This is a genomic window from Gordonia amarae NBRC 15530 (assembly GCF_000241345.1).
Lineage (GTDB): Bacteria > Actinomycetota > Actinomycetes > Mycobacteriales > Mycobacteriaceae > Gordonia > Gordonia amarae.
This window is the reverse complement of the sequence record NZ_BAED01000063.1, coordinates 87,834-113,156: the sequence shown is the minus strand read 5'-3', so window position 1 is coordinate 113,156 and position 25,323 is coordinate 87,834. Positions and strand designations below refer to the sequence as shown.

The window sequence follows — 25,323 nt, the reverse complement described above, 5'->3', positions numbered from 1 at the left end:
CCGCAACCGGGCATCAACCGCACGAGAGGAACCATCCATGACCACATACGAGACCATCATCGTCGAGACCGAGGGCCGCGTCGGCGTCATCACGCTGAACCGGCCCAAGGCGCTCAACGCCCTCAACACCCAGCTGATGAACGAAGTCGTCAGCGCGGCAAAGGCATTCGACGCCGACCCGGAGATCGGCGCGATCGTGCTGACCGGCTCGGAGAAGGCCTTCGCCGCAGGCGCCGACATCAAGGAGATGTCGTCCAAGTCCTACAGTGAGGTGGTCTCCGAGGCGTTCTTCGGCGCCTGGGACGACCTGTCACGCGTGCGGACCCCCATCATCGCCGCGGTGACCGGCTACGCCCTCGGCGGCGGCTGCGAGCTCGCGATGCTCGCCGACACCATCATCGCCGGCGAGAACGCCCGCTTCGGTCAGCCTGAGATCAACCTCGGCGTCATCCCCGGCATCGGCGGCTCACAGCGCCTGACCCGCGCCGTCGGCAAGGCCAAGGCCATGGATCTGGTCCTGACCGGCCGGCAGATGAAGGCCGACGAGGCCGAGCGCGCCGGGCTGGTGTCGCGGGTGGTGCCCACCGAGGAGGCGCTGACCGTCGCCAAGGAGGCCGCCACCACCATCGCCTCCAAGTCGCTGATCTCGGTGTACCTGGCCAAGGAGGCCGTGAACCGGGCCTTCGACACCACCCTCACCGAGGGTGTGCGGGCCGAACGTGGCCTGTTCTACTCGCTGTTCGCGACCGATGACCAGACCGAGGGGATGGCAGCGTTCATCGAGAAGCGGGATCCGGAGTTCAAACACCGCTGATCTGTGGTCGTTGCGGCACGCGCCGCGAAAATAGACCGTTCGGCCGCAGGTCGATGCCAAAACCGGCGTCGACCTGCGGCTTTTCTGTGTGTCCAGGTGCAGTGTCCGCGTCACAAGTGGCTAACGGCACCCTGCTCCGGCTTGGGATCTGGCGCAACCAGAGTTACATTTGTTGCATCTGAGACTGATGATGCCAAAGGGGTACATGGTGCGACGAGGTGTGATGCGACGCGGTGTTGTGCGCGGCCGGTGGGCCCGCAACGTGGCGGTGATCGCCGGTGCGTTCTCTTTGGCGATAACCGGTGGGGCGGTGGCCGCTGTACCCGCGGGTGCTGACCCGGCCCCGGCGACCACCACTCCCACGGCGACTACCACGCCTACGGCAACCACGACACCGGCGGCCGACACCGGTGCCGAGCCCGATCCCGCCGTGTCCCGGATCGACACGGTCATCACCGGTGGGGGCGGACAGCGGGCCACCGCGATCGTCTACTCGGCGTCGATGCGCAAGATGATCCCGATCGAGATCCTGCGCCCCAAGGACAGTTCCAAGCCCGCACCCACGCTGTACCTGCTCAACGGTGCCGGTGGCGGTGAGGACTCGGCCACCTGGTCGGCCCGTACAGACTACGAGAAGTTCTTCGCCGACAAGAACGTCAACGTGGTGACCCCGATCGGCGGTGCGTTCTCGTACTACACGGACTGGCAGAAGGACGACAAGGCGCTGGGCCGCAACAAGTGGACCACGTTCCTCACCAAGGAACTGCCGCCGCTCATCGATCAGCGGTTCGGCACCACCAAGACCAACTCCATCGCCGGTATCTCGATGGCCGGAACTTCGGTGCTGAACCTCGCGATCAACGCGCCGAAACTGTACAAGTCGGTGGCCGCGTTCAGTGGTTGCGCCCGCACCAGCGATCCGTTGGGGCAGGCCTACATTCAGGCCGTGGTCGGGACGCGGGGACATGGCAGCATCACCAATATGTGGGGGCTGCCCGGTACCGCCGGCTGGCGCGCGAACGACCCGTACATCAACGCCGCCAAGTTGCGCGACACCAAGGTGTACATGACCTCTGGTTCCGGCCTGCCCGGACAGTACGACCGGCTCGGCGCCAAGGGCGTGGAGAACAATCTCGACACGCTGGCCAATCAGATCGTGCTCGGCGGCCTGATCGAGGCCGCGGTCAATCAGTGCACCAAGGACATGAACAAGCGGATGACCCAGCTCAAGGTTCCGCACGAGGTGATCAACCGCCCCAACGGCACCCACTCCTGGGAGTACTGGGCCCAAGACCTCAAGACCATCTGGCCCAAGATCGCCAAGGACCTCGGCGTCAAGTAGTCGCCACGCGGCGTGGGCAAGAGCCCGGTGGAACCTTCGAGGTTCTGCCGGGCTTTGTTCGATTGTGGGGCGGTTGCGTTTCGGTGCGGCGTGGACCCACATTGTGGGCGTTCTACTTGCACATGTCGTCGGGAGTCGCGTAGTCGATCACCGGGGAACACCCGTAATCGGGTAGCGGACTACGCGCGCCCGGACGGTATGGGACGGACGATCCTTGACGCGGGGCCGTCATGTGTGAGCGGCCGTTTCCCGGACAGAGGAGAGGCCGATGACCACCACAGCAATCGAGAATTCATTTGTCACCCGACATTCGGAGCACCGGCTGCCGGATGAAGTGGAGGAGGCGCTCAACAGGGACCACGCTGCCCGGATGGCTGCGGTGCGGCGTGGGCATGAGCGGGTGGCTGCCGCGCGTTTGACGGCGGAAGACAGGCGAGTGCTCAGGGGAGCCGAGTCACGGGTGCGCGCCGACGAAGCCGTGCGGCACGCTCTGCGGGATTTTACCGCTCGGGTGAGACCTGAACTGCTGGGCAGATTTGTGCCAGATCTGGTAGATGTCGATCCAGCGCCCAGGGCCGCGGACAATATGATGTGGTGGGCGCGGACACAGTGGTTCCCCGGTGGGGGAATCGGCATTGAGTCGTTGTCGGACGGTCTTCACTATTTTGGTCAACGCACGTACGACGGAGACAATCTGATCGGATTCTCTGTGGCATCATTCGCGACTTTCGAATTGCCGCGTGAGCGACGAACACCCGCGGCGCGGTATCGTTCGCTGCCATACACCGAAGCGTTCGGTGAGGTCACTGGCTGGGCGAACCTGCAAGTGTGCCCCTGGGCATGCGACGACAAATGGTGCAAGTGCCGGCTCGTTCTCAGGCAGTCCGCGATTCAGTTCGTTCCCGGACAAGGCTTCAAGCTGTGCGGCGAGAATATCACTCAGACACAGATCATCGACCGGGACGGGGAAGGGACCGGTGAAACGTTCGGACTTCCCGGATTTCAGCCGATGCCGCCCTTGGAGTTCGCACTGTTGGCACCGAACGAGACACTGATCATCGACGTCGAGGTGAGGTTCGATTGTCAGCTTGAGGGTAGTTCGATGATCACCTTCAGCCCGAACAGCACGCCAGCTGGCTCGGTCGTCGTCAGATATCCGCAGTGGTCGGTGACCCCGGCCTGAATGGCCGACCGTGGTCAGGTGTGATGGAGATCCAACCGAAAACTGTCGCGGATCAACCACAACTACCCGGCAGATTCCTTCGTGGATCTGCCGGGTTGTTCTGTTGTGGGGCGGTCAGGTGCTGCCGGATTCGGCGAGGAACTCGTCGAGGAGCTTGGCCAACTCTCGTTCGATATCCGAATCTCCCACCGGAAGTATGGAATCCGGGATGTCGTCGGGTGGATTCGGTTGTGGGCCGTGGATTTCGGATCTGGTGGCGTCGAGGTTCTGGATGAACGTCTGCTTGATGTCGGGGAGCAGGTTGATCTGTTCGGGGTTGGGGGCCGCGCCTGGTGCGGGGTTGCGCCGCCACCAGGTGCGGCCTTTGCCGGGTCCGTCGGTGACCTTGCCGGTGGTGTACTGACCGGGCGTGCGGCCGACGATGCGGTTGTGTTTGGGGCAGGCCGGAGCCAACTGGTCGATGTCGGTGCGGCCACCGTCGGCCCAATCACGAACGGCGTGATGCATTTCGACGCGGGCGGCGGGCTGCCCGCAGCCCGGGAACGAGCATGCGTGGCCACCGGGCGCGGCGAACGACGCCAGGCGTTGTCCGCGTGATGCCAGACGCTTTGCCCTGCCCAGGTACAGCGGCACGGCATCGTGATCACGGAAGACGGCGAGGTACGGGTCGACGCCGTCGCGGGCCAGCGCGTCGATGACCTCGCTGATCGGGAGCACGGTTCCGGTTGCGGTGCTCCCGCTGCCGGTGCGTGATTGCAGGTCTTTCAGGTCGGCTTTGATCACGACGGTGGCCGGTAGTCCGCGGTGGGTGGTGCCGAGAATGCCGGCGTCCAACCCGGCGCGCAGGAAGGCGGCGAGTGCGTCGTGATGGCGCTGGGAACTGCTGCGGGAGTCACGGTCCGCGGCCTCGTGCAGTTGGTCGGCGTCGGCGGTGTCGGGATGGCCGGCGGGGGAGTGCGGGTCGGACGGATTGTTCATGCCGGGCGCACCCCAGGCGTTGAGCACGACCTCGAGCATCGCCCGGGTTGCGGGATCAAGGTGTCCGGTCAGTTTCGACATCTTTTGTGCGTCTTGCCGGTTCAGCCACAGGTTGCGGCGGCGCGTGCGGTCGTGGTCGTCGGTGAGTTCGCCGTCGGGATCGAGGTGTGCCAGCAGCCTTCCGCCGGCGGTGATGATCTCCGACGGGGTCAGGTCCACCGAGATCTCGGCCATGGTCTGCTCGGCGGCGAGTTTGGTGTCGTGTGGCAGTGCGTGCGGTAGCTTGGCGAGAACCTCGATGACGGCGTTGACGTGTGCCGGACCGAGGTCGCCGCGGTGCGCGGCGTCGGAGATGTTGGGGTACTCGGGATCTCGGCGCTCACCGGTCATCGCGGTGAAACGCGCGAGCTTCTCCATACGCGTCATGCGCAGCATGGGGTCGGTGATCCGCAGTTCGTGTGTCAGGAACATCTGGCGGGTGGTGCAGCCGGTGAGTCGGTGCGCCTCGCGATCGAAGATCTCCACTATCGCAGCATCATTGAGCACGGCCATGCGCCGCGCACACCGCTCGTGTGTGGCTGCCGCCTGAAGGAGTTGTTCGTCCGTGCATCGGGCGGGTTCGGCCGCTGAGATCTGCTCCAGGAGGGTGTCGAGTTGAGCGTACAGAGCGGGCAGCGCGGCACCCGGCGCGTCGGCGTCCACATCAGCCATGCCCATCCCCCTTGCGATGCCCCGAAACACAACTACTCGATCATATGTTCGATTGTAGGAATCGATTGCTCCGTATGCAAGGGTTTGGCGGAACTCAGTCTGCAGAGCCCCGTACCCGTCGTTCTGCGCCCGCCTCGGTGAGGACGTGGAGGCCGGCATCTGGCCGGATTCGGCACGCAGGCGCGGTTACGCCTCTACCACGAGGTGACGGTCCCGACGCACAACGGTTCGCGCGCACTCATTTCCTTCACCGCTAAACGGATCCGTTTAGCGGTGAAGGAAGCCGTTACGCGGGAACGGTTGTGGTGTGCCGTCAGGCGCGGTCCTTCAGTAGCAGGCGGACTGTGAGTTCGAGGCGGTTGGCGACGTCGGTGGCGGAGGCGCGGCGGGTGAGCCACTGCACGAGGTTCGACATCCAGACGTCGGAGATGACGCGGGCGACGGCGAGGTCGTCGGATGTGGGTTCGCCCTCGTCGACCATCGCTCCGGCGAAGAGCCGGTCGATGACGCCGGCCACCTGGTCGACCTCCGCGGAGGCCGAGGCATCGGCGAACATGAAGGCGCGGGTCATGGCCTCGGTGAGCAGCGGGTCGCGCTGCATCGCGAAGGTGATCATGTCCAGCACGTGACGCAGCCGTTCGACGGCGCTGTCGCCGCGCAGCTGGGAGCGGTCCACCCGGCCCTCGACACGGCCCAGTTCGCGGGCCATGGCCGTCACCAGCAGGTGCACCTTCGACGGGAAGTACCGGTACAGGGTGCCGACGGCGACATCGGCCTTCTCCGCGACGGTGCGCATCTGCACCGCGTCGTAGCCGCCCTTGGAGGCCAGCGCCAGGGTGGCGTCGAGGATGCGCTTGCGGCGCTCGCGCTGGGCCGACGAACCCGAATCGGCGGCACCGCCGGCCGACGATTCGGCGGGGACCGGGATGTCCTCGGTCGAGGTCACGTCGACGGCTGCGTTGTTGGATGCGGAACGGGCCATCAGCTCAGGGTCCTCACGTGTCGGTCCTCACGGGCCGGGTCACCTGGCGGCTACCGACCTTTACTCTCTCGTGGCATATTAGAACAGGTTCTAATTAAGGGTCACAACCCCAACATGCACAGGAGCGTCGTGAGTCTGGTCACCAGTGAAGAACAGAGGGCCGTGTGCGAGGCGATCTCGGCGTGGGCGTCGGGTCAGGGCTTCGCCGACGCCGCCCGCGCCCAGCTGGACAAGCCCGCGGACTCCGCCGGCAACTCGTGGGCGGACGTGTTCGGCCCGCTCGCCGAGTTCGGCGTGTTCGGCGCGGCCGTACCCGAGGATCAGGGCGGGCTCGGGGCGTCGTTCGCCGACGCCGCGGCGATGATCGAACAGTGCGGATATGACCTGGTGCCGGGGCCGATCGCGGCGACGGTCGCCGCGACGCTCGGCCTGGCCCGGTCCTCGGACGCGCGCGCCGCGTCGCTGCTGGAATCGGTGCTGGCCGGCGAGGCTGTGGCCGCCGTACCCGCGAGCGCCTACACCGCACCGTCCGTGCTCGACGGGGGTTCGGTCGACCTGGGCCTGGTACCCGGCTTCGTGGACGGCTGCGTGCTGGTGATCCCGATCGCCGGCGACGACGGCGCGCTGTCGTGGTGTGTGCTGGTCCCGGGTGCCGCGACCGTCACCGCCACGCCGCAGCCGGCGACCGACGGCGCGACCCCCGTCGCCCGGGTATCGGTCACCGGCGTCACCGACGCGGATCTGATCCGGCTCGGCGACGACGCGCTCGTCGGCGGGGTGCTGCACGCCGCGTTGACGGCCTATCAGAGCGGCGTATGCCGGTGGGCGCTGGACACCGCCGTCGACTACGCCAAGGTGCGCACCCAATTCGGCAGCGCCATCGGCTCGTTCCAGGCGGTCAAACACATCTGCGCCGACATGCTGTGCCGGAGCGAGCAGGTCGCATCGGTGGCGTGGGATCTGGTGCGGGCGGTCGACTCGGCGCTCGCCGGCGGCGACGGGGCGCCGCAACAGCTGGAGCTGAGCGCACTGTGCGCCGATGTGATTGTGGCGCAGGCGGCACCCGCGCTCGCCAAGGACTGCATCCAGGTGCTCGGCGGCATCGGCTTCACCTTCGAGCATCCGGCGCACCTGTACCTGCGGTCGGCGCTGGGTGCCGCGGTGACCCTCGGCCACGCCCACCGGCAGGCCGTCGACCTCGCCAAGGACGGACTGCGGGGCGCGCGAAGGGTTTTCGAGGTCGATCTGTCGGCGGTCGACGACCAGCGCGACAAGGTGCGCGCCGACGTCGCCCACATAGCCGCGGCCACCGGCGACGAACGGCGCCGCGCACTCGCCGAATCGGGTTACCTGATGCCGCACTGGCCCGCTCCCTACGGGTTGTCGGCGTCGCCCGCGCTGCAACTGCTCATCGACGCCGAATTCGATGCGGCGGGCGTCGTGCGCCCGGACCTGGTGATCGCCGGGTGGGCGATCCCGACCATCCTGCAGCACGGCACCGACGCCCAGCGGAGGCGGTTCGTCGCCCCCACCCTGGCCGGCGAGATCGTGTGGTGCCAGATGTTCTCCGAGCCGGAAGCCGGATCGGACCTGGCGTCGTTGCGCACCAAGGCCGTCCGCGTCGACGGGGGCTGGAGCCTGACCGGACAGAAGATCTGGACATCGCAGGCCCACAACGCGCAGTGGGCGATCTGCCTGGCGCGCACCAATGTCGATGTCGCCAAGCACAAGGGCATCACGTACTTCCTGGTCGACATGACCTCACCGGGACTGGACGTGCGGCCGCTGCGGGAGGCCACCGGGCACCCCAAGTTCAATGAGGTGTTCCTCGACGGGGTGTTCGTGCCCGACGACTGCGTGGTCGGCGACGTCGACGGCGGCTGGCGGCTGGCCCGCACCACCCTGGCCAACGAGCGCGTCGCGATGGGCGGCTCCGGCCTCGGCAAGGAGATGGACGCGCTGCTGCGGCAGATCGACGGCCTCGGCCGCGACCTCACCGCCGGCGAACTGCACACCTTCGGCAGACTCTTTGCCGACTCCCATGTGGGGCGGGTACTCGACGCGCGCGCGGTGACCGCGCAACTCGCCGGTCTGGACCCGGGGGCGGTATCCAGCGTGCGCAAACTGATCGGGGTGCAGCACCGGCAGTCGGTGCCCGATTTCGCTCTCGAACTGTCCGGATTCGACGGGCTGACCTGGCCGGACTCGGCCGAGCAGGTGATCCAGAACCGGTGCCTGTCGATCGCGGGCGGCACCACGCAGATTCTGCGCACCGCGGCCGCCGAGCGGATCCTCGGTCTGCCGCGGGGGTAGCCCGCTCAGCCGGCCGTGGGGGCGGGCTGTTTCGGGGTGTCCTGCTCCAGGATGGAGCCGGGCGGTTTCACCAGCCCCGCGGCGAAGGCGGCACCGGCGTAGGTGACACCACCGAGCGTGTAGGCCAGGTGCAGCGGGTTGGGCGGGCTGAACTGGGTGCCGTCGCAGATATTGTCCAGCGGCAGGCAGTAGCGCATCGACTTGCCGGCGTACTCGGCGCCCAGCCGGATCGGGGGCGCCCCGATGTCGCCGAGCCAGTTGTCCGACGGTGGCGAGAAGAACACGATGGCCGCGATGTGGTCGGAGATCGACACCGGCAGCGGTTTGGGCATCGCGAACTGCAGAATCGACAGGTCGCGGCGCAGGCTCAGATCCGAACTGATCGCATAGCCGACGACCGCGGCGCCCTGGGAGAATCCGCCGAGCACGATCTGGGTGTTCGGGCACCGCTTGATGGTGGAGATGATGCGTGCCTGCGTCCCGAGCACCCCGGCGCGCACCGAGCGGACGTAATTGAGCGGCCGTGCGTAGTCACCGCTGGCCGCATACCTGATGCCGTGCCCGGCCACCGACCGGCCCACGAGCTGCGCCTGCAGCGAGCTGACGAACGACTGCCCGGTGGTGCCGAGCGGTGCGGGCTTCTCGGTGGTGCCGCGCGCGTAGATCACCTGCACCTCGGGGCACGGCGCCGCCTGGGCTGCAGGGGCCGTCACGACCGTCGCGGCTGCGGTGAGCACAGTGCCGAGGCCTGCGAGAACCGCGGTGGAAACCTTCTTCATACCGGGCGATACTAGCGGCGCACGTCCCGTAACGGCAGGCCCAAATCCACAGGTAGTGAGCGGGACTACAGACACCTGACGGTTGTGTGCCGGAATTGCGTCGCTCCAGCGCGTGCTGCGCCGCCCGCTCGTGATGAGACGATCGGCATTCCCGTATCGGTTTACTGCGACACCACCTCCCGGTGAATCACCACGGTTCGGCTTGCCGGGCGTCGTACGATGCTTGATATGCCGATCCCTCGACGCAGCGAGACCCGTGAGGCCGGCCGCCGGAAGTTGATGGAGGCGGCCATCAACTGCTACCTCAACAACGAGAAGATCGAGATCTCGGCGCTGGCAACGGAACTCGGTATCAGTCGGGCGTCGGCATATCGTTGGCTCGGCGACAACGACCGGGTACTGTGCGAGGTGCTGATGATCCGCACCCGTCTCAACTTCGAGGACAGGCGTTCGGAGAACCTGCATCTCATCGGCCGCGCCCGGGTGCTCGGTGTGCTCAACGGATTCATGCGGCATGCCGCGGAATCCGAACATCTGATGTCGGCGCTCATGGCGGACCCGCCGCGGGTGATGCGGATCGTGGCGTCGAGCGCATTTCCGATGCAGCGCATGGTTGTCGGGTTCATCCAGGGCCTGCTCATCGAGGAGGAGGCGGCCGGCCGGATCGAGCTCCCCGTGGACGCCCGCGCGCTGGCGTACGGGATCTGCCGACTGATGGAAGGCTTCCTATACGCAGACCTGGTTGCCGGAGAATCCATCGATATGGACCGCGCGACAACGGTTCTCGAATTGCTGGTACCGAACGACGGGCAGTAGCGCGCCTGTTCGGCCCGCTGCCGGGTACGGTCGTCGGCCGCCTGAATTCGGCCTGTGCCGCGTGCAGATGGACCAGCGCCGGCGCCAGATCCTCGTCACCGGACACCACGGCCGTTGCGCTGCGGACCTTCTCGGCACAGGCCTCGGCGTGCCGGTCCCGTGCAGAGTGTTCGGGTGGCGGGTGGGGTCGATGGTGCGGGTTGGTGGGCGACCGCCCACGCGCGAGTCTCTGTCTACGCGTGGGCGGTCGCCGGTTCTGGGGCGACGGCGGTACCGTCGGGATCGGGGGAGTGGCGCGGCTTCTCGGGTTCGGCCGGGTCCTTTGGGGTGGCCTCGGCGGTGGAGGCCTCAGCTCTTGGGATCTCACCGGCCTCATCGTCGGTGGGTGGTGAGTCGTCGGGTGGTGCGGTGAGGATGCGTACCTCGCCGGTATCGGCGTTGACGTCGATCGTGGCGCCGTCGGGGATGTAGGACATGGCGTTGTTGATCTGGATGGCGGGGATGCCGTACTCCCGGGAGATGCAGGAACCGTGGGCGAGCATGCCGCCGGTCTCCAGGACGAGGCCCTTGAGAATGAGGAAGACCGTCGTCCAGCCGGGGTCGGTGGAGTGGGTGACCAGGATGTCGTCCTTGCGCACGCGGTGCAGGTCCTTCTGGTCCGCGATGACGCGGGCCGTGCCGACGGTGTGGCCGCGGCTGGTCCCGACGCCGTGCAGCACCCCCTCCGCGCTGAATCCGCTGACCGGCTCCTGGCCGTCGGTGGTGGGGGTGCCGTTGCCCAGGATGAACATCGGCGGTGCGCCGTCGGCGCGGAAATTGTCGCAGTGCCTGCGGCGGGCGGCCACCTTGGCGCGGGTGACGCGCGGGCTGTCGCCGCCGCCGTCGAACAGCCGCATCAGCTCACGTTTGCCCAGATACAGGTAGTCGTCGGGGGATTCGAGGACGCCCCGCAGGTGCAGGCGGCGGCTCACCTCTTTCACCGACTGCTTCTTGCCCCAGGTCCCGCGGTCGGTATGGTGACGTTCGTCGTCGCGGAAGACGAAGAAGCGCAACAGCCAGTCGTGGACCACCTTGAACGCCTCGGCTTTGAGGCGGCCGAGCGGCTGCTTACGGATGGATGCCAGCGCATCCTCGGTGGCGGCCTCGCGCTGGGCGATCAGCCTCTCCTCGTTGCTGCCGGGGCGTTCGCCCCCGGAGGCTACGAACACCTTCAATGAGTTGTAGTCGAGTTCGGGCGCCTCGCTGCGGCGCGGGTAGGAGATGTCACGATCGGCGTGACCGCGATGGCCGTACCTGGTGAGGAAATCGCGGTAAGCGTCGAGGAACTGTTCGCCACCCTCGGCGGCGGCGACGGCGGTGAAGAATTCGGCTCCGGGATGGTCGGTGAACGCCTCGGTGAGCGCCGGCGAGGTGCGGATCTTCTCACCGAGCTCCCACAATTCGAGGTTTTCCTTGAGCGTGATGGTGGGTTCGGGCAGACCGGTGATCAGGTCGTTGAAGATGTGCGGATTGCTGCCCTTGTACCAATTCCCGAGCATCCACACGAATACCGCCGACAGTGTGGTGGCGTGCAGGAAGAATCCGCTCCACAGATCCTCCACCCAATCGTGCTGATTCTTGATCGCCCGGTCGACGGCGCGGACGAGTTCGTGGTCGGACATCTTCTGCAGTTCGTCGATGCTCGGGCCGAGCATCCGGTCGCCGTCGTCGTTCATCTGCCGGTAGCAGTTGGTGAAGAACCGGTACGGCCCCAGATCGGCGTCGATCATCCGGATTCGTATGAGCGCCTTGGCGTATCCGAACCAATTGCCCTCCTGCTTCTCCAGGTCGGCGACCAGGCTGGGCTGGGTGAAACCGAGGAGCGCCGGGTTCCACATGGTGGGCGGCAGGAACGACACCATGTTCTCGAACTCCTGGCGGCCGGTATAGTAGACCTCTCCCTTGTGGTACTTCCAGATCCGGAGCTTCGCGGTTTCTGTTGTGCCCCATATTTCTTGGTGCCGGGTGATCATCGGGTGGAAGGCCTCGCAGCGCAGCGAGTAGCCCATCGGGGTGACCCGGCCCTGCCAGACGCTGTCGGCGAACGCACGGGTGAGTATCTCGGCGCGGTCGATGCGGGGTAGTTCGGGCATGTACTCTTCGAGATCCTCATCCCAGGTGAGGTCGACGCCGGTGACGTCCCGGGACTGCAGCAGGTAGAAACTGCCTGCTGCGTAAGCCCATTCGATGTCCTGTGGCCAGCCGTCGTAGTACTCGGTGACGGCGGCGCCGAGCCTTCCCAGCCCGGCGATCTGCGCGGGGGTGAGCGCGGGTGCCCGGGCCCGGGCGGGATCGACCGTCGAGATGGTGGTGTGCTTGCCACCGGCAATGCGGTGCACCTTTTTGGCCTTGCCGCCGATCAATTCGTCGACCACCGCGTAGGTGTCACGGTCGATCGTGTACTGGTCGGGGGTGAGAATGCCGGAGACGATGCCCTCACCGAGCCCGTAGGCGGCATTGATGACAAACTCGTCCACCGCCGTCGACATCGGGTTGGCGGTGAACATCACCCCGGAGACCTCGGACTCGATCATCTCCTGAACAACGACGGCGAGCGCGACATCAGCCTGGGCGAATTGTCCGTTATTGCGGTAGGCGGTGGCGCGGGAAGTCCACAACGAACCCCAGCACCGGCGGACCGCGGTGAGAAGGTCGTCGTGGCCGAGAATGTCGAGGTAGGTGTCGTGCTGGCCGGCGAAGCTGGCCTCGGCGAGGTCCTCGGCCGTGCCGGACGAACGGACAGCCACGAATGTGTCGGCGCCCAGCGTGTCGGCATTGAGCGTGTCGACATTGAGCGTGTTATAGGCGGTCCTGATCTCCTCGGCGATATCGGCGGGGACCGGAGAGGATTCGATGAGTTCGCGGATCCTGGCCGTGGCCGCCTCCACGGTGGCTGCATTGGCGAAATCTGCTGTGGCAAGCTCGGATTCGATCTGTGGCCACAGCTCTGCGGCATCGATGAACCTGCGATATGCGGAGGTGGTGATGACGAAGCCGCCGGGTACCGGGAAGCCCGCGCCGGCCATTCGGGCCAGATTGGCTCCTTTGCCTCCTGTCGTATCGGAATCCTGCGACTCAGGCGCGTCCAGGCTCACGACGAAGGTCATCACCGACTCCAATCGAAATGGATACGAAGGCGTCTACCGTCTCACAAAACCTTAGGGTGTGTCCAGCGTCACATAAGGGTGAAAGTGGCTGTCACGGGGAATCTACTCGGTGTTGTTGCACTGTAATGCTCTTTACATGCCGTCCCGGGTGTATGCCGACACGTGGGCAAGCGTTCCTTAGTTGAGACGATTCAAGATATTGTCTCGATTTCTTCGAAATCTGTGCACGCTGGCGGGCAAGCGGCGTGATCCCGAGGCCTGCTCGTGGGTCGCGGTGCGGATATGGTGAGTGCTGCCCCGATATCTCGTGCCCGCTGCTGCCTCGCGCCTGCTGTTCAATCGATAGTAGCGGTGTTCGGCGGGGTGCGCATTTGATACAGGAGATAAGAATGAACATCTGCAAGACCGTCGCGACCGGCGCCATGATCGCCGCTGGGGGCGTTGTCCTCGGAATCGCTGCGGCACCGGCCGATGCGGGTGTGTTCCCGAGCAACCCGGTGGGTGTTCAGCAATGCTCCTACGCCACGTCGGTCCCGAGTCAGGAATGCCTGAACACCCCCACTTACCGGGTGAAGACCACCACCGGCGCGTTTGCCGTCCAATTCCGGGCCGCTCCGTCGCATTGCTTCAAGATGATTGCGCACATCATTGTGGATGACAAAGAACGTGGTAAAGAAGTCCTGGGTGCCGGTGAAAGCGACGGTGGCTACGTCATGAGGCTTTCTCCCGGAATCCACAAGGTCGGCGTGCGGGCCACCGGTATCCCGGGCGGCTGCAATCCGGGATACCTGGAGACCTGGGGCGGCAACCTGGCCATCGAGACCGACGCCGACGCCGCCGACGGCGTCGGATAGGCCGCCGCCGTTCGCTGGGGGCATAACCGGGCCGGGAAGAACGGGACACCCTCCAAGGTTGAGTCGAGCAGACTGAACTTTGGAGGTTGTATGTCCAACACATACTCAGTGCCGGTCCTGTTCGTTCCCGACCTGGTGGTTCTGCCCGGCATGGTGGTGCCGATCCCGCTCGACGACGCCGCGCAGGCGACCGTCGATGCCGCACGTGCGACCGGAACGGGGAAGCTGCTGGTGGCGCCCCGGTTCGATGACCGGTATCCGACACACGGTGTGATCGTGTCGATCGTGCAGGCCGGGCGCATTCCCGGCGGACAGCAGGCCGTCGTCGTCAAGGGCGAGAAGCGTGCGCAGATCGGGTCCGGGGCGCCCGGGCACGGTGCGGCGCTGTGGGTCGAGGTCACCGAAATCGACGATCCGGCCGTCACCGACGAGGTGAAAGAGCTTGCCGCCGAATACAAGAAGCTCGTGCTGGCGATGCTGCAGCGCCGGGAGGCGTGGCAGATCATCGACGCGGTCAACAAGATGACCGATCCGTCGGCCCTGGCAGACACCTCGGGGTACTCGTCGTGGCTGAGCGATGAGCGGAAGCGGGAACTGCTGGAAACACCCGATACGGCGCAACGGCTACGGTCGCTGATCGAGTGGACCGGCGAACATATCGCCGAAACAGAGGTGAGCGACAAGATCGCCTCCGACGTCCGCGACGGAATGGAGAAGCAACAGAAGGAATTCCTGCTGCGCCAGCAGCTCGCCGCCATCCGCAAGGAACTCGGCGAGGGCGAACCCGAGGGTGCCGACGACTACCGCGCTCGTGTTGAGGCCGCCGACCTGCCCGAGAAGGTGCGCGAGGCCGCGCTGCGTGAGGTCGGGAAGCTCGAACGGGCCGGCGACCAGTCGCCGGAGACCGGCTGGATCCGGACCTGGCTCGACACCGTGCTCGACCTGCCGTGGAACGTCAGCACCACCGACTCGACCGACATCGCCGGTGCGCGTGAGATTCTCGACGCCGACCATCACGGACTCGACGACGTGAAGGACCGCATCGTCGAATACCTGGCGGTGCGGGCGCGGCGGGCCGAACGCGGCCTGCAGGTCGTGGGCGGACGCGGGTCCGGTGCGGTGATGGTGCTCGCCGGCCCGCCCGGTGTCGGCAAGACCTCGCTCGGCGAGAGCGTGGCCCGCGCGCTGGGTCGCGAGTTTGTGCGCGTCGCTCTCGGCGGTGTGCGTGACGAGGCCGAGATTCGTGGTCACCGGCGCACCTACGTCGGCGCGTTGCCCGGCCGCATCGTGCGCGCCATCAGCGAGGCGGGATCGATGAATCCTGTTGTGCTGCTGGATGAGATCGACAAGGTGGGTTCAGACTACCGGGGCGATCCGGCGGCCGCGCTGCTGGAGGTCCTGGACCCGGCGCAGAATCACACCTTCCGCGACCACTACCTCGACTTCGATCTGGACCTGTCCGACGTGGTGTTCCTGGCGACGGCCAATGTGATCGAGAACATCCCGTCGGCGCTGCTGGACCGGATGGAACTGGTGACCATCGACGGCTACACCGAGGACGACAAGGTCGCGATCGCGCGCGGGCACCTGGTGCCGCGGCAGATCGAGACGGCCGCGCTCACCGCCGACGAGGTGAGCGTCGGTGACGACGCGCTGCGCGAGATCGCCGCGAACTTCACCCGCGAACCCGGTGTGCGCCAATATGAACGGCTGCTGGCCAAGATGCTGCGCAAGGTGGCCACCAAGCTGGCCGCCGGCAAGGTGTTGGCACCGGTCGCGATCGGCGTCGACGACCTGAAGGAGTACCTGGGCCGGCCCCGGTTCACCCCGGAATCGGCGGAGCGGACCGAGGTGCCCGGTGTGGCAACGGGTCTCGCGGTCACCGGGATGGGTGGCGATGTGCTGTACATCGAGGTCACCGCGACCGGCGGGCAACCGGCCGACGGCGACGGTGCGGCCGGTGAGCCGCGGCTGCAACTGACCGGTCAGCTCGGTGACGTGATGAAGGAGTCGGCGCAGATCGCGCTGTCGTATGTCCGTTCGTACGCAACCGAACTCGGCGTCGACCCGGCCGCGCTGAACCGCACCGTGCACGTGCACGTGCCCGCCGGCGCCGTCCCCAAGGACGGTCCGTCGGCTGGTGTCACCATGGTCACCGCACTGGTGTCGATGGCCACCGGACGCCGGGTGCGCGGCGAGGTGGGTATGACCGGCGAGGTCACCCTCAACGGCCGGGTCCTGCCGATCGGTGGCGTGAAGCAGAAGCTGCTCGCCGCACAGCGCAACGGACTGAAGACGGTGTTCATCCCGCAGCGCAACGAACCCGACCTCGATGACGTGCCCGCCGAGATCCTCGACGCGCTGGAGGTGATCCCGATGACCGACGTCGCCGAGATCGTCGCGCGCGCACTGGAGCCGGTCGCACAGTCGGAGGCGTCGGCTGCCTGAGAACACGCCCACAAACCCCACCGATACGTCCGGGCATCGCAATAATGTCGATGCCGGACCGTATCGGTGGGGTTTCGGTTGTTCGGTCAGTGCGCGTATTCGCGGTGATCGGTGGTGTATTCGGGCACGCCGTAGACCTCGAGCCGGTGACGGACCCGGCCGGTCAGATACCTGCCCGATGCCTCCCGTAGTCTCGGGACCCGCCCGGCCAGCGCCACCGCGACCAGCCGGCCGCCGATGAACGGGCCGGTCGCGGCGATGCGCGCCGCATCGCGCACCCCGATGTCGACCCCCATCCGGCTCGCGGCTCTGGGGTTGAAATCGCAGAACGCGGCGCAGAAGGCGGCCTTGCTGTAGGTTTTCTCCACCGCGTCGGCCATGCGGTCGAAGAGCCGGTCCGTGGGCCGTAGATACGCATCCATCGTCGAGGTGACCAGGGCGCGGCAGGAGTCGTCGAAATCCTCCCGCAGGGTGGCGCCCCGGGCATGGAACATGTCGACGATGCCCGCGGGGTCGCTCGGCAGGAGTTCCTCGGGGAGGCCGAGCAGAAAACACCGGTACCGGTAGAACTCGATCATCGCGCGTTCGTCGTCGGTGAAGGCGCGGCCCAGCCGCAACGCGCCCAGCGACACCAGGTATGGGCCGATCATGCCTGCCGGCAACTGGTCGAGCTGGGGGATGGGCAGTCCGTACACGCTCGCGTCCCACGCGCGCCGGCGCTCCTTGCCGGGGGCGGGGCGCCCGAGCGCGTTGTAGCGCACCATCGAGTGCATGACGCGAACCATCACGGCCGCCTCGAAACCGGGGCCGAACCGTTCCAGCGCCCCGGGCAGGGTGGTGACGGCGAAGAAGGCGTTGGTCTCGTTGACGCGGTGCGCCGCCCGCCTGCCCGACAGCGCGCCCGTGAGCGTCATCGGCAGCGCCGCATAGCTGTTGGTGAAGGTGGCGATGAACGCGCCGCGGGTCACGAACGGGGCGACGAGCCCGGTGATCAGGCGCGACCGCGCGGCGCCGCGTTCGATGAGATCGTGGTCGATCCAGTCGGGCTTGTCCGACATGACCTCCAGCAGGGCTGCCAATTCGGCGGGTGCCCCGGGCACGTTCTCGGCGCCCTCGCGGCACACCCGCCTGATCAGGGTGACCAGATCGGTCACCGAATGGCGCGCGGACAGCGCGGCGACCCGGTCGGCGGGGACATCGCCGAGGTAAAGGGCGGTGCGCATCAGCTCCACGAGCCGCCGATCATCGAGGTACCCGCGGCGATCACCGCGACGCGGCGGAAGGGCGCTCGTGACGGCCGGGTCGGTGGTGAACCGCTCGGGGGTCGCGGCGAAGTCGAAATCCCCGTACAACTCGGGCAGATCTTGGGCCTGCCGGAGTACCCGGGCAGCCAGTTCGGGGTAGTACGTCGCCATCGTCCCTCCCAAGAAAACGGACCTGATCGCACTGTAATGCCCGGGTTCGGCGGTCGGCGGTCGGGTGGGCAGGTGAACGCCGTACGGCGAACATGAGTGAAGTTCGCTCAACTTTTTTCGGGGATCGGGGAACATATCCGCCACCCCACCCGTTGGACCCATCGAGAAACTTGAGCAAGTACCACTCAACTTGAGTTGACCGCAGACGACGCTTCCGCTAGAACATGAGTCGGCTGCACTGAAGTTGAGTGCCTGCGCAGGTTTCGGGAAACCAACCCCCGCGTCGTACGGCGCCGGAACCACAGAACTTGGGCGCACGCCCTGAACACAGGAGGAAAAACAGATGTCACGTGCTGTTGGAATCGACCTCGGCACCACCAACTCCGTCGTGTCGGTGCTGGAAGGTGGCGAATCGACCGTCATCGCCAACGCGGAGGGCTCGCGGACCACGCCGTCCGTCGTCGCCTTCGCCCGCAACGGTGAGGTCCTGGTGGGCCAGCCCGCCAAGAACCAGGCCGTCACCAACGTCGACCGCACCATCCGCTCGGTCAAGCGCCACATGGGTGAGGACTGGACCGTCGACATCGACGACAAGAAGTACACCCCGCAGGAGATCAGTGCCCGCACACTGATGAAGCTCAAGCGCGACGCCGAGGCCTACATCGGTGAGGACGTCACCGACGCGGTGATCACCGTCCCCGCCTACTTCAACGACTCCCAGCGCCAGGCCACCAAGGAAGCCGGTCAGATCGCCGGCCTGAACGTGCTGCGCATCGTCAACGAGCCCACCGCCGCCGCGCTCGCGTACGGCCTGGACAAGGGCGAGAAGGAACAGACCATCCTGGTCTTCGACCTCGGTGGCGGCACCTTCGACGTCTCGCTGCTGGAGATCGGCGACGGCGTCGTCGAGGTCCGCGCCACCTCCGGCGACAACAACCTCGGTGGCGACGACTGGGACCAGCGCGTCGTCGACTGGCTGGTGGAGAAGTTCAAGTCGCAGAACGGCATCGACCTGACCAAGGACAAGATGGCCCTGCAGCGTCTGCGTGAGGCCGCGGAGAAGGCCAAGATCGAACTGTCGGCCTCGCAGTCGACCGGGATCAACCTGCCGTACATCACCGTCGACGCCGACAAGAACCCGCTGTTCCTCGACGAGCAGCTGAGCCGTTCGGAGTTCCAGAAGATCACCTCCGACCTGCTCGAGCGCACCCGCGCACCGTTCCAGGCCGTGATCAAGGACGCCGGGATCTCGGTCGGCGACATCGACCACGTGGTCCTCGTCGGCGGCTCGACCCGTATGCCCGCCGTCACCGAGCTGGTCAAGGAACTGACCGGCGGCCAGGAGCCCAACAAGGGTGTCAACCCCGACGAGGTCGTCGCGGTGGGCGCTGCCCTGCAGGCCGGCGTGCTGCGCGGTGAGGTCAAGGACGTGCTGCTGCTCGACGTGACCCCGCTGTCGCTGGGTATCGAGACCAAGGGCGGCGTGATGCACAAGCTGATCGAGCGCAACACCACCATCCCCACCAAGCGGTCGGAGACCTACACCACCGCCGAGGACGGCCAGCCGTCGGTGCAGATCCAGGTGTATCAGGGTGAGCGTGAGATCGCCTCGCACAACAAGCTGCTCGGCTCGTTCGAGCTCGGCGGCATCGCCCCCGCCCCGCAGGGTACCCCGCAGATCGAGGTGACCTTCGACATCGACGCCAACGGCATCGTGCATGTCACCGCGAAGGACAAGGGCACCGGCAAGGAGAACAGCATCCGCATCCAGGACGGTTCGGGCCTGAGCAAGGACGAGATCGACCGGATGATCAAGGACGCCGAGGCACACGCCGACGAGGACAAGAAGCGTCGCGAGGAGGCCGAGACCCGCAACCAGGCCGAGTCGCTGGTGCACCACACCGAGAAGTTCCTCAAGGACAACGAGGACAAGGTGGACGCCGGCCTCAAGGACAAGGTCAACGCCAGCATCGCCGAGGCCAACGAGGCGCTCAAGGGTACCGATCTCGGCGCCATCAAGACCGCCGTCGAGAAGCTGTCGGAGCAGTCGCAGGAAATGGGCCAGGCCATCTACGCCGCGGCCCAGGCAGACGCCGCCGCCGACGGTGGTGACGAGGGTGCCGCTCCGGGTGCCGGCGCCGACGACGTGGTGGACGCCGAGGTTGTCGACGAGGACAAGAAGTGACGGCTCCCGGCACGCAGCCTGACGAGCCGATCACCGTGAGCGACCGGCGGCGCATCGATCCCGAGACGGGACAGGTGCGCCCCGGCGCGGCAGATGCCGAACAGGCCGGACAGGAACAGGCCGGGCAGACTGAGGTACCGGCGGACCAGGCTCCCGCGGAAACCGTTGCCGACGAGCCGCAGCTGGCCGCGGCCGCACCCGACGCGGCGGCCCAGGTGGCCGCCGAGCAGGTGGCCGAACTGACTGCCGCCCTGCAGCGTGAACGCGCCCAGTTCGCCAACTTCAAGCGGCGCAGCGCCGAGGAGAAGCAGGGTTCGGTGGCCTACGGCAAGCGCGTGCTCGCCGAGAAGCTGCTGCCGATCCTCGATGACCTCGACCGGGCCCGCGCGCACGGCGACCTCGCCGACGGCCCGCTCAAGGGCGTCGCCGACAAACTGATCGCCGTGCTCACCGCGGAGGAACTGGTGCCGTTCGGCAAGTCCGGTGATCCGTTCGATCCCGAACTGCACGAAGCCGTCCAGAACGACGGCGACGGCACCAACCCGGTGCTCGGTGATGTGTACCGCTGCGGATATCGGTTCGGCGAGAAGGTGATCCGCACCGCGATGGTGACCGTCACCGACGCCCCGGGGGCTCCGGCGGAGCCCGGCACCGGCGAACAGCCCGCCGATGCGCAGGGTGCAGAATAGTTTCATCGCTTTACCGATATGCCCGGTGTCGTCGGATGCGAAGCAGCTTCATAGCTTCGCGTGTCAGGCGGCACCGGGCATAGCAACAACACACAGAACTTCACAATCAACACAGGTCGGCCGGCATCGCACCGATACCCGCCGACCACAACGTCCCAAGGAGGTGACGTCCGATGGCTCCACAGCGTGAATGGCTCGAACGAGACTTCTACAAGGACCTCGGCGTTGCTTCTGACGCTTCGTCTGAGGAAATTCAGAAGGCCTACCGCAAGCTCGCCGCAGAGCTGCACCCTGATCGCAACCCGGGGAACACGGAGGCCGAAGAGCGATTCAAGAGGGTGTCTGAAGCAAAAAGCGTTCTGTCGGATCCCGAGAAGAAGAAGGAATACGACGAGACCCGCGCGATGTTCGCCGGCGGCCGGTTCCGTGGCGGCGGCAACGGCTTCCCCGGCGGTTTCCCGGGCGGCGGCGGTACGACCTACACGACGACGACCGGTGCCGACTTCAACATCGGTGACCTGTTCGGCGGCGGAGGTGGCGGCGAATCGGGTGGTTTCGGCGACATCTTCGACGGCCTGTTCAACCGTGGTGGCCGGTCGCAGCAGACCTCGCGGCCGCGGCGCGGCAAAGACCTGGAGACCGAGACGACGCTGACCTTCCGCGATGCGGCGGTCGGCACCACCGTGCCGTTGCGCGTGACCAGCCCGTCGCCGTGCACGTCGTGTCACGGCAGTGGCGCCAAGCCCGGTACCAGCCCGCGGGTGTGCCCGTCGTGCAACGGTTCGGGTTATGTCAGCCGCAACCAGGGTGCGTTCGGTTTCAGCGAACCCTGCCAGGACTGCCAGGGCACCGGATCACGGATCGACGACCCGTGCACCGACTGCGACGGCAGCGGCGTCAAGGTCCGTGCCCGCACCATCAATGTCCGCATCCCACCGGGCGTCGAGGACGGCCAGCGCATCCGCCTGGCAGGGCAGGGGGAGGCCGGACGGCGCGGGGCGCCGTCGGGTGACCTGTACGTGGTCGTGCACGTCAAGGCCGATCGGGTGTTCACCCGCAACGGCCAGGACCTCAAGGTCGTGCTGCCGGTGAGCATCTCCGAACTCGTGCTGGGGGCCACCGTGTCGGTGCCCACGCTCGACGGTTCGGTGGGCGTCAAGATCCCGGCGGGCACCACCGATGGCCGCACGCTGCGAGTCCGGGGCCGGGGCGTGCCCAAACGGGCCGGCGGGGCCGGGGACCTGCTGGTGACGGTGAAGGTCGCGGTGCCGCCGAAGCTCGACGACGCCGCGCGCGAGGCCATGCGGGCCTACGCTCAGGCGGAACGCTCGAGCGGGTTCGATCCGCGGGCCGACTGGGGACGGTGACCGACCATGAACACGCATTCGGGCGATGAGCGTGCGGCCAGGGACTCAGCATCCGGCCGGGAAGGCATCAACGCGGGCGATTCGACTGCTGTGTTCATGATCTCGGTGGCGGCCGAGCTGGCCGGAATGCACGCGCAGACGCTGCGCACCTATGACCGGCTCGGCCTCGTCACGCCGCAACGCACCAGCGGCGGCGGACGCCGCTACAGTTCCCGCGATGTCGAACTGCTGCGGGAGATCCAGCGTCTGTCCCAGGAGGAGGGCGTGAACCTGGCGGGCATCAAACGCATCATCGACCTCAGCAATCAGGTCGACGCCCTGCGCGTCCGGGTCGGCGAACTCACCGAGGAACTGGAGCGCTCGCGGTCGCGTCGTGGCCGTGAGCTGGTCCCGGTGCCGCGCACGAGTGCGCTCGTCGTGTGGCAACCGCGCCGGCGCAGGCCGGACCACGGCAGATCCAACCGGTCGGAGGGACAGTCCGGACCAGAAGGGCAGCCGGGGTCCCCAGACGCGTGAGCGTTTCCGTGTGAGCGTAACGGTGTGACAACGAACGCGAGGTGCCAGGCACCCGTGATAAAGCGACCCCTACAGTAGGTGGGATGCCCGGACAGCGGGCCCGGATGAGATTGCCGGATGGAATTGGACCGAGGGACACGCACGATGACCTATGCCGCCGACGAGCCGGGTTCGGAGGCGCCGACCGTACCCGTCGGTCGCCGCGAAGCCGCGGGGAGCGGCAGCGTCCTCGGCCTGACCGTCACCGACGAGGCGATCATCTCGGTGGTCCGAGGACCCGCCGGTGACATCGTCGCCAGTAACATTGTCGACCTCGTCGACAGTACCCCGCAGGACGCGTTCGACGCGATCACCGAACTCGTCGACTCCGTGCCGCTGGCCGTCGACGCCATCGGGATCGCCGCGTCCCGCCAGTCCACCGGCGGCTATCTGGCCGAGCGGTTCGCGCCGGGGGCGTCGGCACCGATGTGGTCGCCGAAGGTGCGGATGGTGGACTTCCCGGTCGCGCTGGCCGAGGTGGCCAGGGCCGAACCGACCCGTGGCGGGATCATCGCCGTCGTCGATCTCGACGGTGAGGGCGTGCCCTCGGCGGGCCGGTCCATCATCACCGTCGACGTCCAGTCCGGGGCGATCGTCGGCACCGCCGAATTCAACGACGGGGCACCGGAGCCCATCACCGAACCCGCGGGGGCGAACGCGGTGGCCGATGCGGTCACCACGATGCCCGGCGGGTCGTCGGTCGCCCAGGTGCTGTGCACCGGTGCCGGCGCCGAACTCCCGGGTGTGGCGCCCGCGTTCGAGTACGCGGTCGCCAGGCCCGTCTCGATCGCGACGGCACCGACGCTGGCGGGTGCGACCGGTGCGGCCATGTCGGCGCAGCGGATGTCGGTGGAACCGCCCGGCCCGACCGTCCGCACGCGCGTGGCGGCTGTCGCCGACACGCCGACGTCGCCGCCGCGCCGGTGGTGGCCCGCGGCCGCCGCGATCGTCGGTGCCCTCGCACTCGGGGGAATCATCGGAGCGTTGATCGCGGGGGGATCCGATTCCGAACCGGAGAAGCTGGCAAGCACCTCCGATGCGACGGCCACGGTCACCCGGACGACCACGAAGACCTTCAACCGGCCGCGGGCCACGGTCACCAGGACGGTCGACGGCAACGCGGCAACGGTGACCGAACGCAACACCGAGACGGCCACCGCTACGCAGACCGCGACCCGGACGGCCACCGAGACCCGGACACGGACCGAGACGGCGACCGAGACCGTCACCGAGGTCGAGACCGTGACGGTCCCCGCGCAACCACCGACGGTCCTTCCTCCGGTCACGTTCACGGTCACCACCACGGTCACCGCTCCCGCCGGGTAGCCGGACGCCGCCCGATTCTCGGGAACCCGGTCGTCGCGGGGCGATCATGCCGTGGCGGCACCTTCGGGACCGCGCTCAGCTCAGCGGGTCGTGCTGGATCCTGCGGGCGGGCACCCCGGTGATGATCAGCCGGGTGCGGGTGGATTCGACCATATCCGGCGAACCGGCCACCAGAACTTGGTGATCGCTCCAATCCTGGTATCCGACAATGACATTGGCCAGGGTCCCGTAGCGGTGCTCGAAACCGAGGGCCGACGGGGTGACCTTCGCATCCAGCCACCACGGATCCTCGGTGTGTTCGGACACGGCCGTCACGGTCAGCCACGGATTGGTGGCGCAGATGCGGCGCAGCACCGCCAGATCGTATAGTTCGCCCGGATAGCGGGCCCCGTAGAAGATGTGCGTCGGCAATTGGTCGACGCGGCGGGCCATGTCCAGCAGCAGGGCCCGCAGCGGCGCCAGGCCGGTCCCGCCCGCCACCATCAGCACCGGACGTCCGGGTTCGAGGTGCAGTGTGCCGTGTGCCTGGGCGAACGTCCACCGGTCGCCGACGGTCGTCTCCTTCACCACCGAGGTGCTGAACAGTCCGCCGGGAACGGCGCGCACGTGGAACTCGAGCTCACCGCCGTTGTTGGGCGGGATGGCCGGCGACAGATTGCGCCAGGTCTTGGGCCATTGCGGGACCTTCACCTCGAGGTATTGCCCGGTCTTGTACGAGGGTGGTTCCTGCGCCACCAGCCGTACCACCGCGAGGTCGCGCGAGATCCGGAACTTCTCGACGACGTCGGCCGTCCAGTGGACCGGTCCCTCGGCCATCTGCGCGGCACCGCGCATGACGCCGGTCGTCAGCAGCATCGCCTGCGACACGGCCTGTTGCGTTTCCGGGTCCCAGTCGGTGTCCATCATCGCGGCGAACTCGTCCATCAGCGCCTGGTACATGACGTTGTAGTACTCGGGCGCGATCCCGTATTTGCGGTGGTCGCGGCCGAGCTGGGCCAGGAACTCCACCAGCTCGTCCTGCCCGCTGGGGGCGGGAATCGTCTCCAGCACGTGATCGATGACGCCGACGAACTTGCTGCGCATCTCGGTCATCGACGGCCCGAACAGGTCGCGCAGGCTCGGTTCGATACTGAACAGCCGGGCGTACACGTTGGTGGCAAAGCCCTGCTGGTCCTGGTTGACCAGGTCACGCAGATGGTGCAGACCGCGCCGGGAGTGGCTGACCACGGTGTATCCGTACCTCCTGTATCCCGGCTCGGCCCGGGCATGGATTCATCAGGCTGAAGCCAATATTCTAGTCGGTGGTCCTGGCCGGACACCGGTGTCACGATCGCCCGAACGAACGATTCGGCCCGGGACGGCGTTCGGAAGGCCCGCTGGTCCGCCCGTTTCACGGGTGCGGGGCAGGTCACAGGGCGCG

The 25,323-nt window shown here is 67.0% G+C and carries 18 protein-coding genes; 12 read left to right on the top strand and 6 right to left on the bottom strand.

Going from position 1 to position 25,323, the window contains the following annotated elements:
* The first annotated feature begins 37 nt into the window (after window positions 1-37).
* The 3 genes from GOAMR_RS19000 (at window position 38) to GOAMR_RS18990 (ending at window position 3,339) form a co-directional block, all read left to right on the top strand.
* Window positions 38-814, top strand: coding sequence for an enoyl-CoA hydratase (locus tag GOAMR_RS19000; RefSeq protein WP_005191658.1), 777 nt, complete (start codon window positions 38-40; stop codon window positions 812-814).
* Between the two features lie 238 nt (window positions 815-1,052).
* Window positions 1,053-2,156: an alpha/beta hydrolase gene (locus GOAMR_RS18995; protein WP_005191656.1), complete on the top strand. Its 1,104-nt coding sequence runs from the start codon at window positions 1,053-1,055 to the stop codon at window positions 2,154-2,156.
* A gap of 268 nt (window positions 2,157-2,424) precedes the next feature.
* On the top strand, window positions 2,425-3,339 hold the full coding sequence (locus GOAMR_RS18990; RefSeq protein WP_005191654.1) for a hypothetical protein: 915 nt from the start codon (window positions 2,425-2,427) through the stop codon (window positions 3,337-3,339).
* A 114-nt stretch (window positions 3,340-3,453) separates the two neighbouring features.
* Here the strand turns inward: GOAMR_RS18990 and GOAMR_RS18985 are convergent, their stop codons facing one another.
* Both GOAMR_RS18985 and kstR read right to left on the bottom strand, forming a co-directional pair.
* Window positions 3,454-5,028: an HNH endonuclease signature motif containing protein gene (locus GOAMR_RS18985; RefSeq protein ID WP_244427447.1), complete on the bottom strand. Its 1,575-nt coding sequence runs from the start codon at window positions 5,026-5,028 to the stop codon at window positions 3,454-3,456.
* A gap of 313 nt (window positions 5,029-5,341) precedes the next feature.
* Entirely contained in the window at window positions 5,342-6,010 is a 669-nt protein-coding gene (gene kstR / locus GOAMR_RS18980; RefSeq protein WP_005191650.1) for a cholesterol catabolism transcriptional regulator KstR, read from the bottom strand.
* A gap of 129 nt (window positions 6,011-6,139) precedes the next feature.
* On the opposite strand from kstR, the gene GOAMR_RS18975 reads away from it, so the two are divergent.
* Window positions 6,140-8,323 (top strand): acyl-CoA dehydrogenase family protein, encoded by a 2,184-nt coding sequence (locus GOAMR_RS18975; RefSeq protein WP_005191648.1) that lies wholly within the window; start codon window positions 6,140-6,142, stop codon window positions 8,321-8,323.
* Between the two features lie 5 nt (window positions 8,324-8,328).
* Here GOAMR_RS18975 and GOAMR_RS25230 read toward each other — a convergent pair whose 3' ends face one another.
* Entirely contained in the window at window positions 8,329-9,102 is a 774-nt protein-coding gene (locus GOAMR_RS25230) for a cutinase family protein (RefSeq protein WP_005191644.1), read from the bottom strand.
* A 228-nt stretch (window positions 9,103-9,330) separates the two neighbouring features.
* Between GOAMR_RS25230 and GOAMR_RS25225 the strand changes: the two genes are divergently transcribed.
* A complete protein-coding gene (locus GOAMR_RS25225) occupies window positions 9,331-9,918 on the top strand; it encodes a QsdR family transcriptional regulator (protein ID WP_170319190.1) in 588 nt (195 codons plus the stop codon).
* Between the two features lie 233 nt (window positions 9,919-10,151).
* Here GOAMR_RS25225 and GOAMR_RS23805 read toward each other — a convergent pair whose 3' ends face one another.
* The gene (locus GOAMR_RS23805) at window positions 10,152-13,064 is read right to left on the bottom strand and encodes a PEP/pyruvate-binding domain-containing protein (protein ID WP_005191640.1); all 2,913 of its coding nucleotides are present in this window, start codon (window positions 13,062-13,064) and stop codon (window positions 10,152-10,154) included.
* Between the two features lie 389 nt (window positions 13,065-13,453).
* Between GOAMR_RS23805 and GOAMR_RS23800 the strand changes: the two genes are divergently transcribed.
* Both GOAMR_RS23800 and lon read left to right on the top strand, forming a co-directional pair.
* Complete coding sequence (locus GOAMR_RS23800) at window positions 13,454-13,918, top strand: hypothetical protein (RefSeq protein WP_005191638.1); 465 nt, start codon at window positions 13,454-13,456, stop codon at window positions 13,916-13,918.
* A gap of 90 nt (window positions 13,919-14,008) precedes the next feature.
* The gene (gene lon / locus GOAMR_RS18950) at window positions 14,009-16,366 is read left to right on the top strand and encodes an endopeptidase La (protein WP_005191636.1); all 2,358 of its coding nucleotides are present in this window, start codon (window positions 14,009-14,011) and stop codon (window positions 16,364-16,366) included.
* Window positions 16,367-16,452: 86 nt separating this feature from the next.
* Here the strand turns inward: lon and GOAMR_RS18945 are convergent, their stop codons facing one another.
* A complete protein-coding gene (locus tag GOAMR_RS18945; protein WP_005191634.1) occupies window positions 16,453-17,781 on the bottom strand; it encodes an oxygenase MpaB family protein in 1,329 nt (442 codons plus the stop codon).
* Between the two features lie 343 nt (window positions 17,782-18,124).
* On the opposite strand from GOAMR_RS18945, the gene dnaK reads away from it, so the two are divergent.
* The 5 genes from dnaK to GOAMR_RS18920 all read left to right on the top strand — a co-directional run bounded on the left by dnaK (window position 18,125) and on the right by GOAMR_RS18920 (window position 23,903).
* Entirely contained in the window at window positions 18,125-19,966 is a 1,842-nt protein-coding gene (dnaK, locus tag GOAMR_RS18940; RefSeq protein ID WP_005191632.1) for a molecular chaperone DnaK, read from the top strand.
* On the top strand, window positions 19,963-20,655 hold the full coding sequence (grpE, locus tag GOAMR_RS18935; protein ID WP_005191630.1) for a nucleotide exchange factor GrpE: 693 nt from the start codon (window positions 19,963-19,965) through the stop codon (window positions 20,653-20,655). Before dnaK ends, grpE begins: the two co-directional genes overlap by 4 nt.
* 173 nt (window positions 20,656-20,828) lie before the next feature.
* A complete protein-coding gene (gene dnaJ, locus GOAMR_RS18930) occupies window positions 20,829-22,022 on the top strand; it encodes a molecular chaperone DnaJ (protein WP_005191628.1) in 1,194 nt (397 codons plus the stop codon).
* Window positions 22,023-22,118: 96 nt separating this feature from the next.
* Window positions 22,119-22,538 carry a heat shock protein transcriptional repressor HspR gene (locus GOAMR_RS24550; protein WP_244427455.1) on the top strand — a complete coding sequence of 140 codons (420 nt, stop codon included), beginning with the start codon at window positions 22,119-22,121 and terminating at the stop codon, window positions 22,536-22,538.
* Between the two features lie 144 nt (window positions 22,539-22,682).
* Window positions 22,683-23,903 (top strand): hypothetical protein, encoded by a 1,221-nt coding sequence (locus tag GOAMR_RS18920; RefSeq protein ID WP_050942803.1) that lies wholly within the window; start codon window positions 22,683-22,685, stop codon window positions 23,901-23,903.
* 75 nt (window positions 23,904-23,978) lie between these two features.
* Here GOAMR_RS18920 and GOAMR_RS18915 read toward each other — a convergent pair whose 3' ends face one another.
* Window positions 23,979-25,130: an FAD-binding oxidoreductase gene (locus GOAMR_RS18915; RefSeq protein ID WP_005191624.1), complete on the bottom strand. Its 1,152-nt coding sequence runs from the start codon at window positions 25,128-25,130 to the stop codon at window positions 23,979-23,981.
* Window positions 25,131-25,323 lie beyond the last annotated feature (193 nt).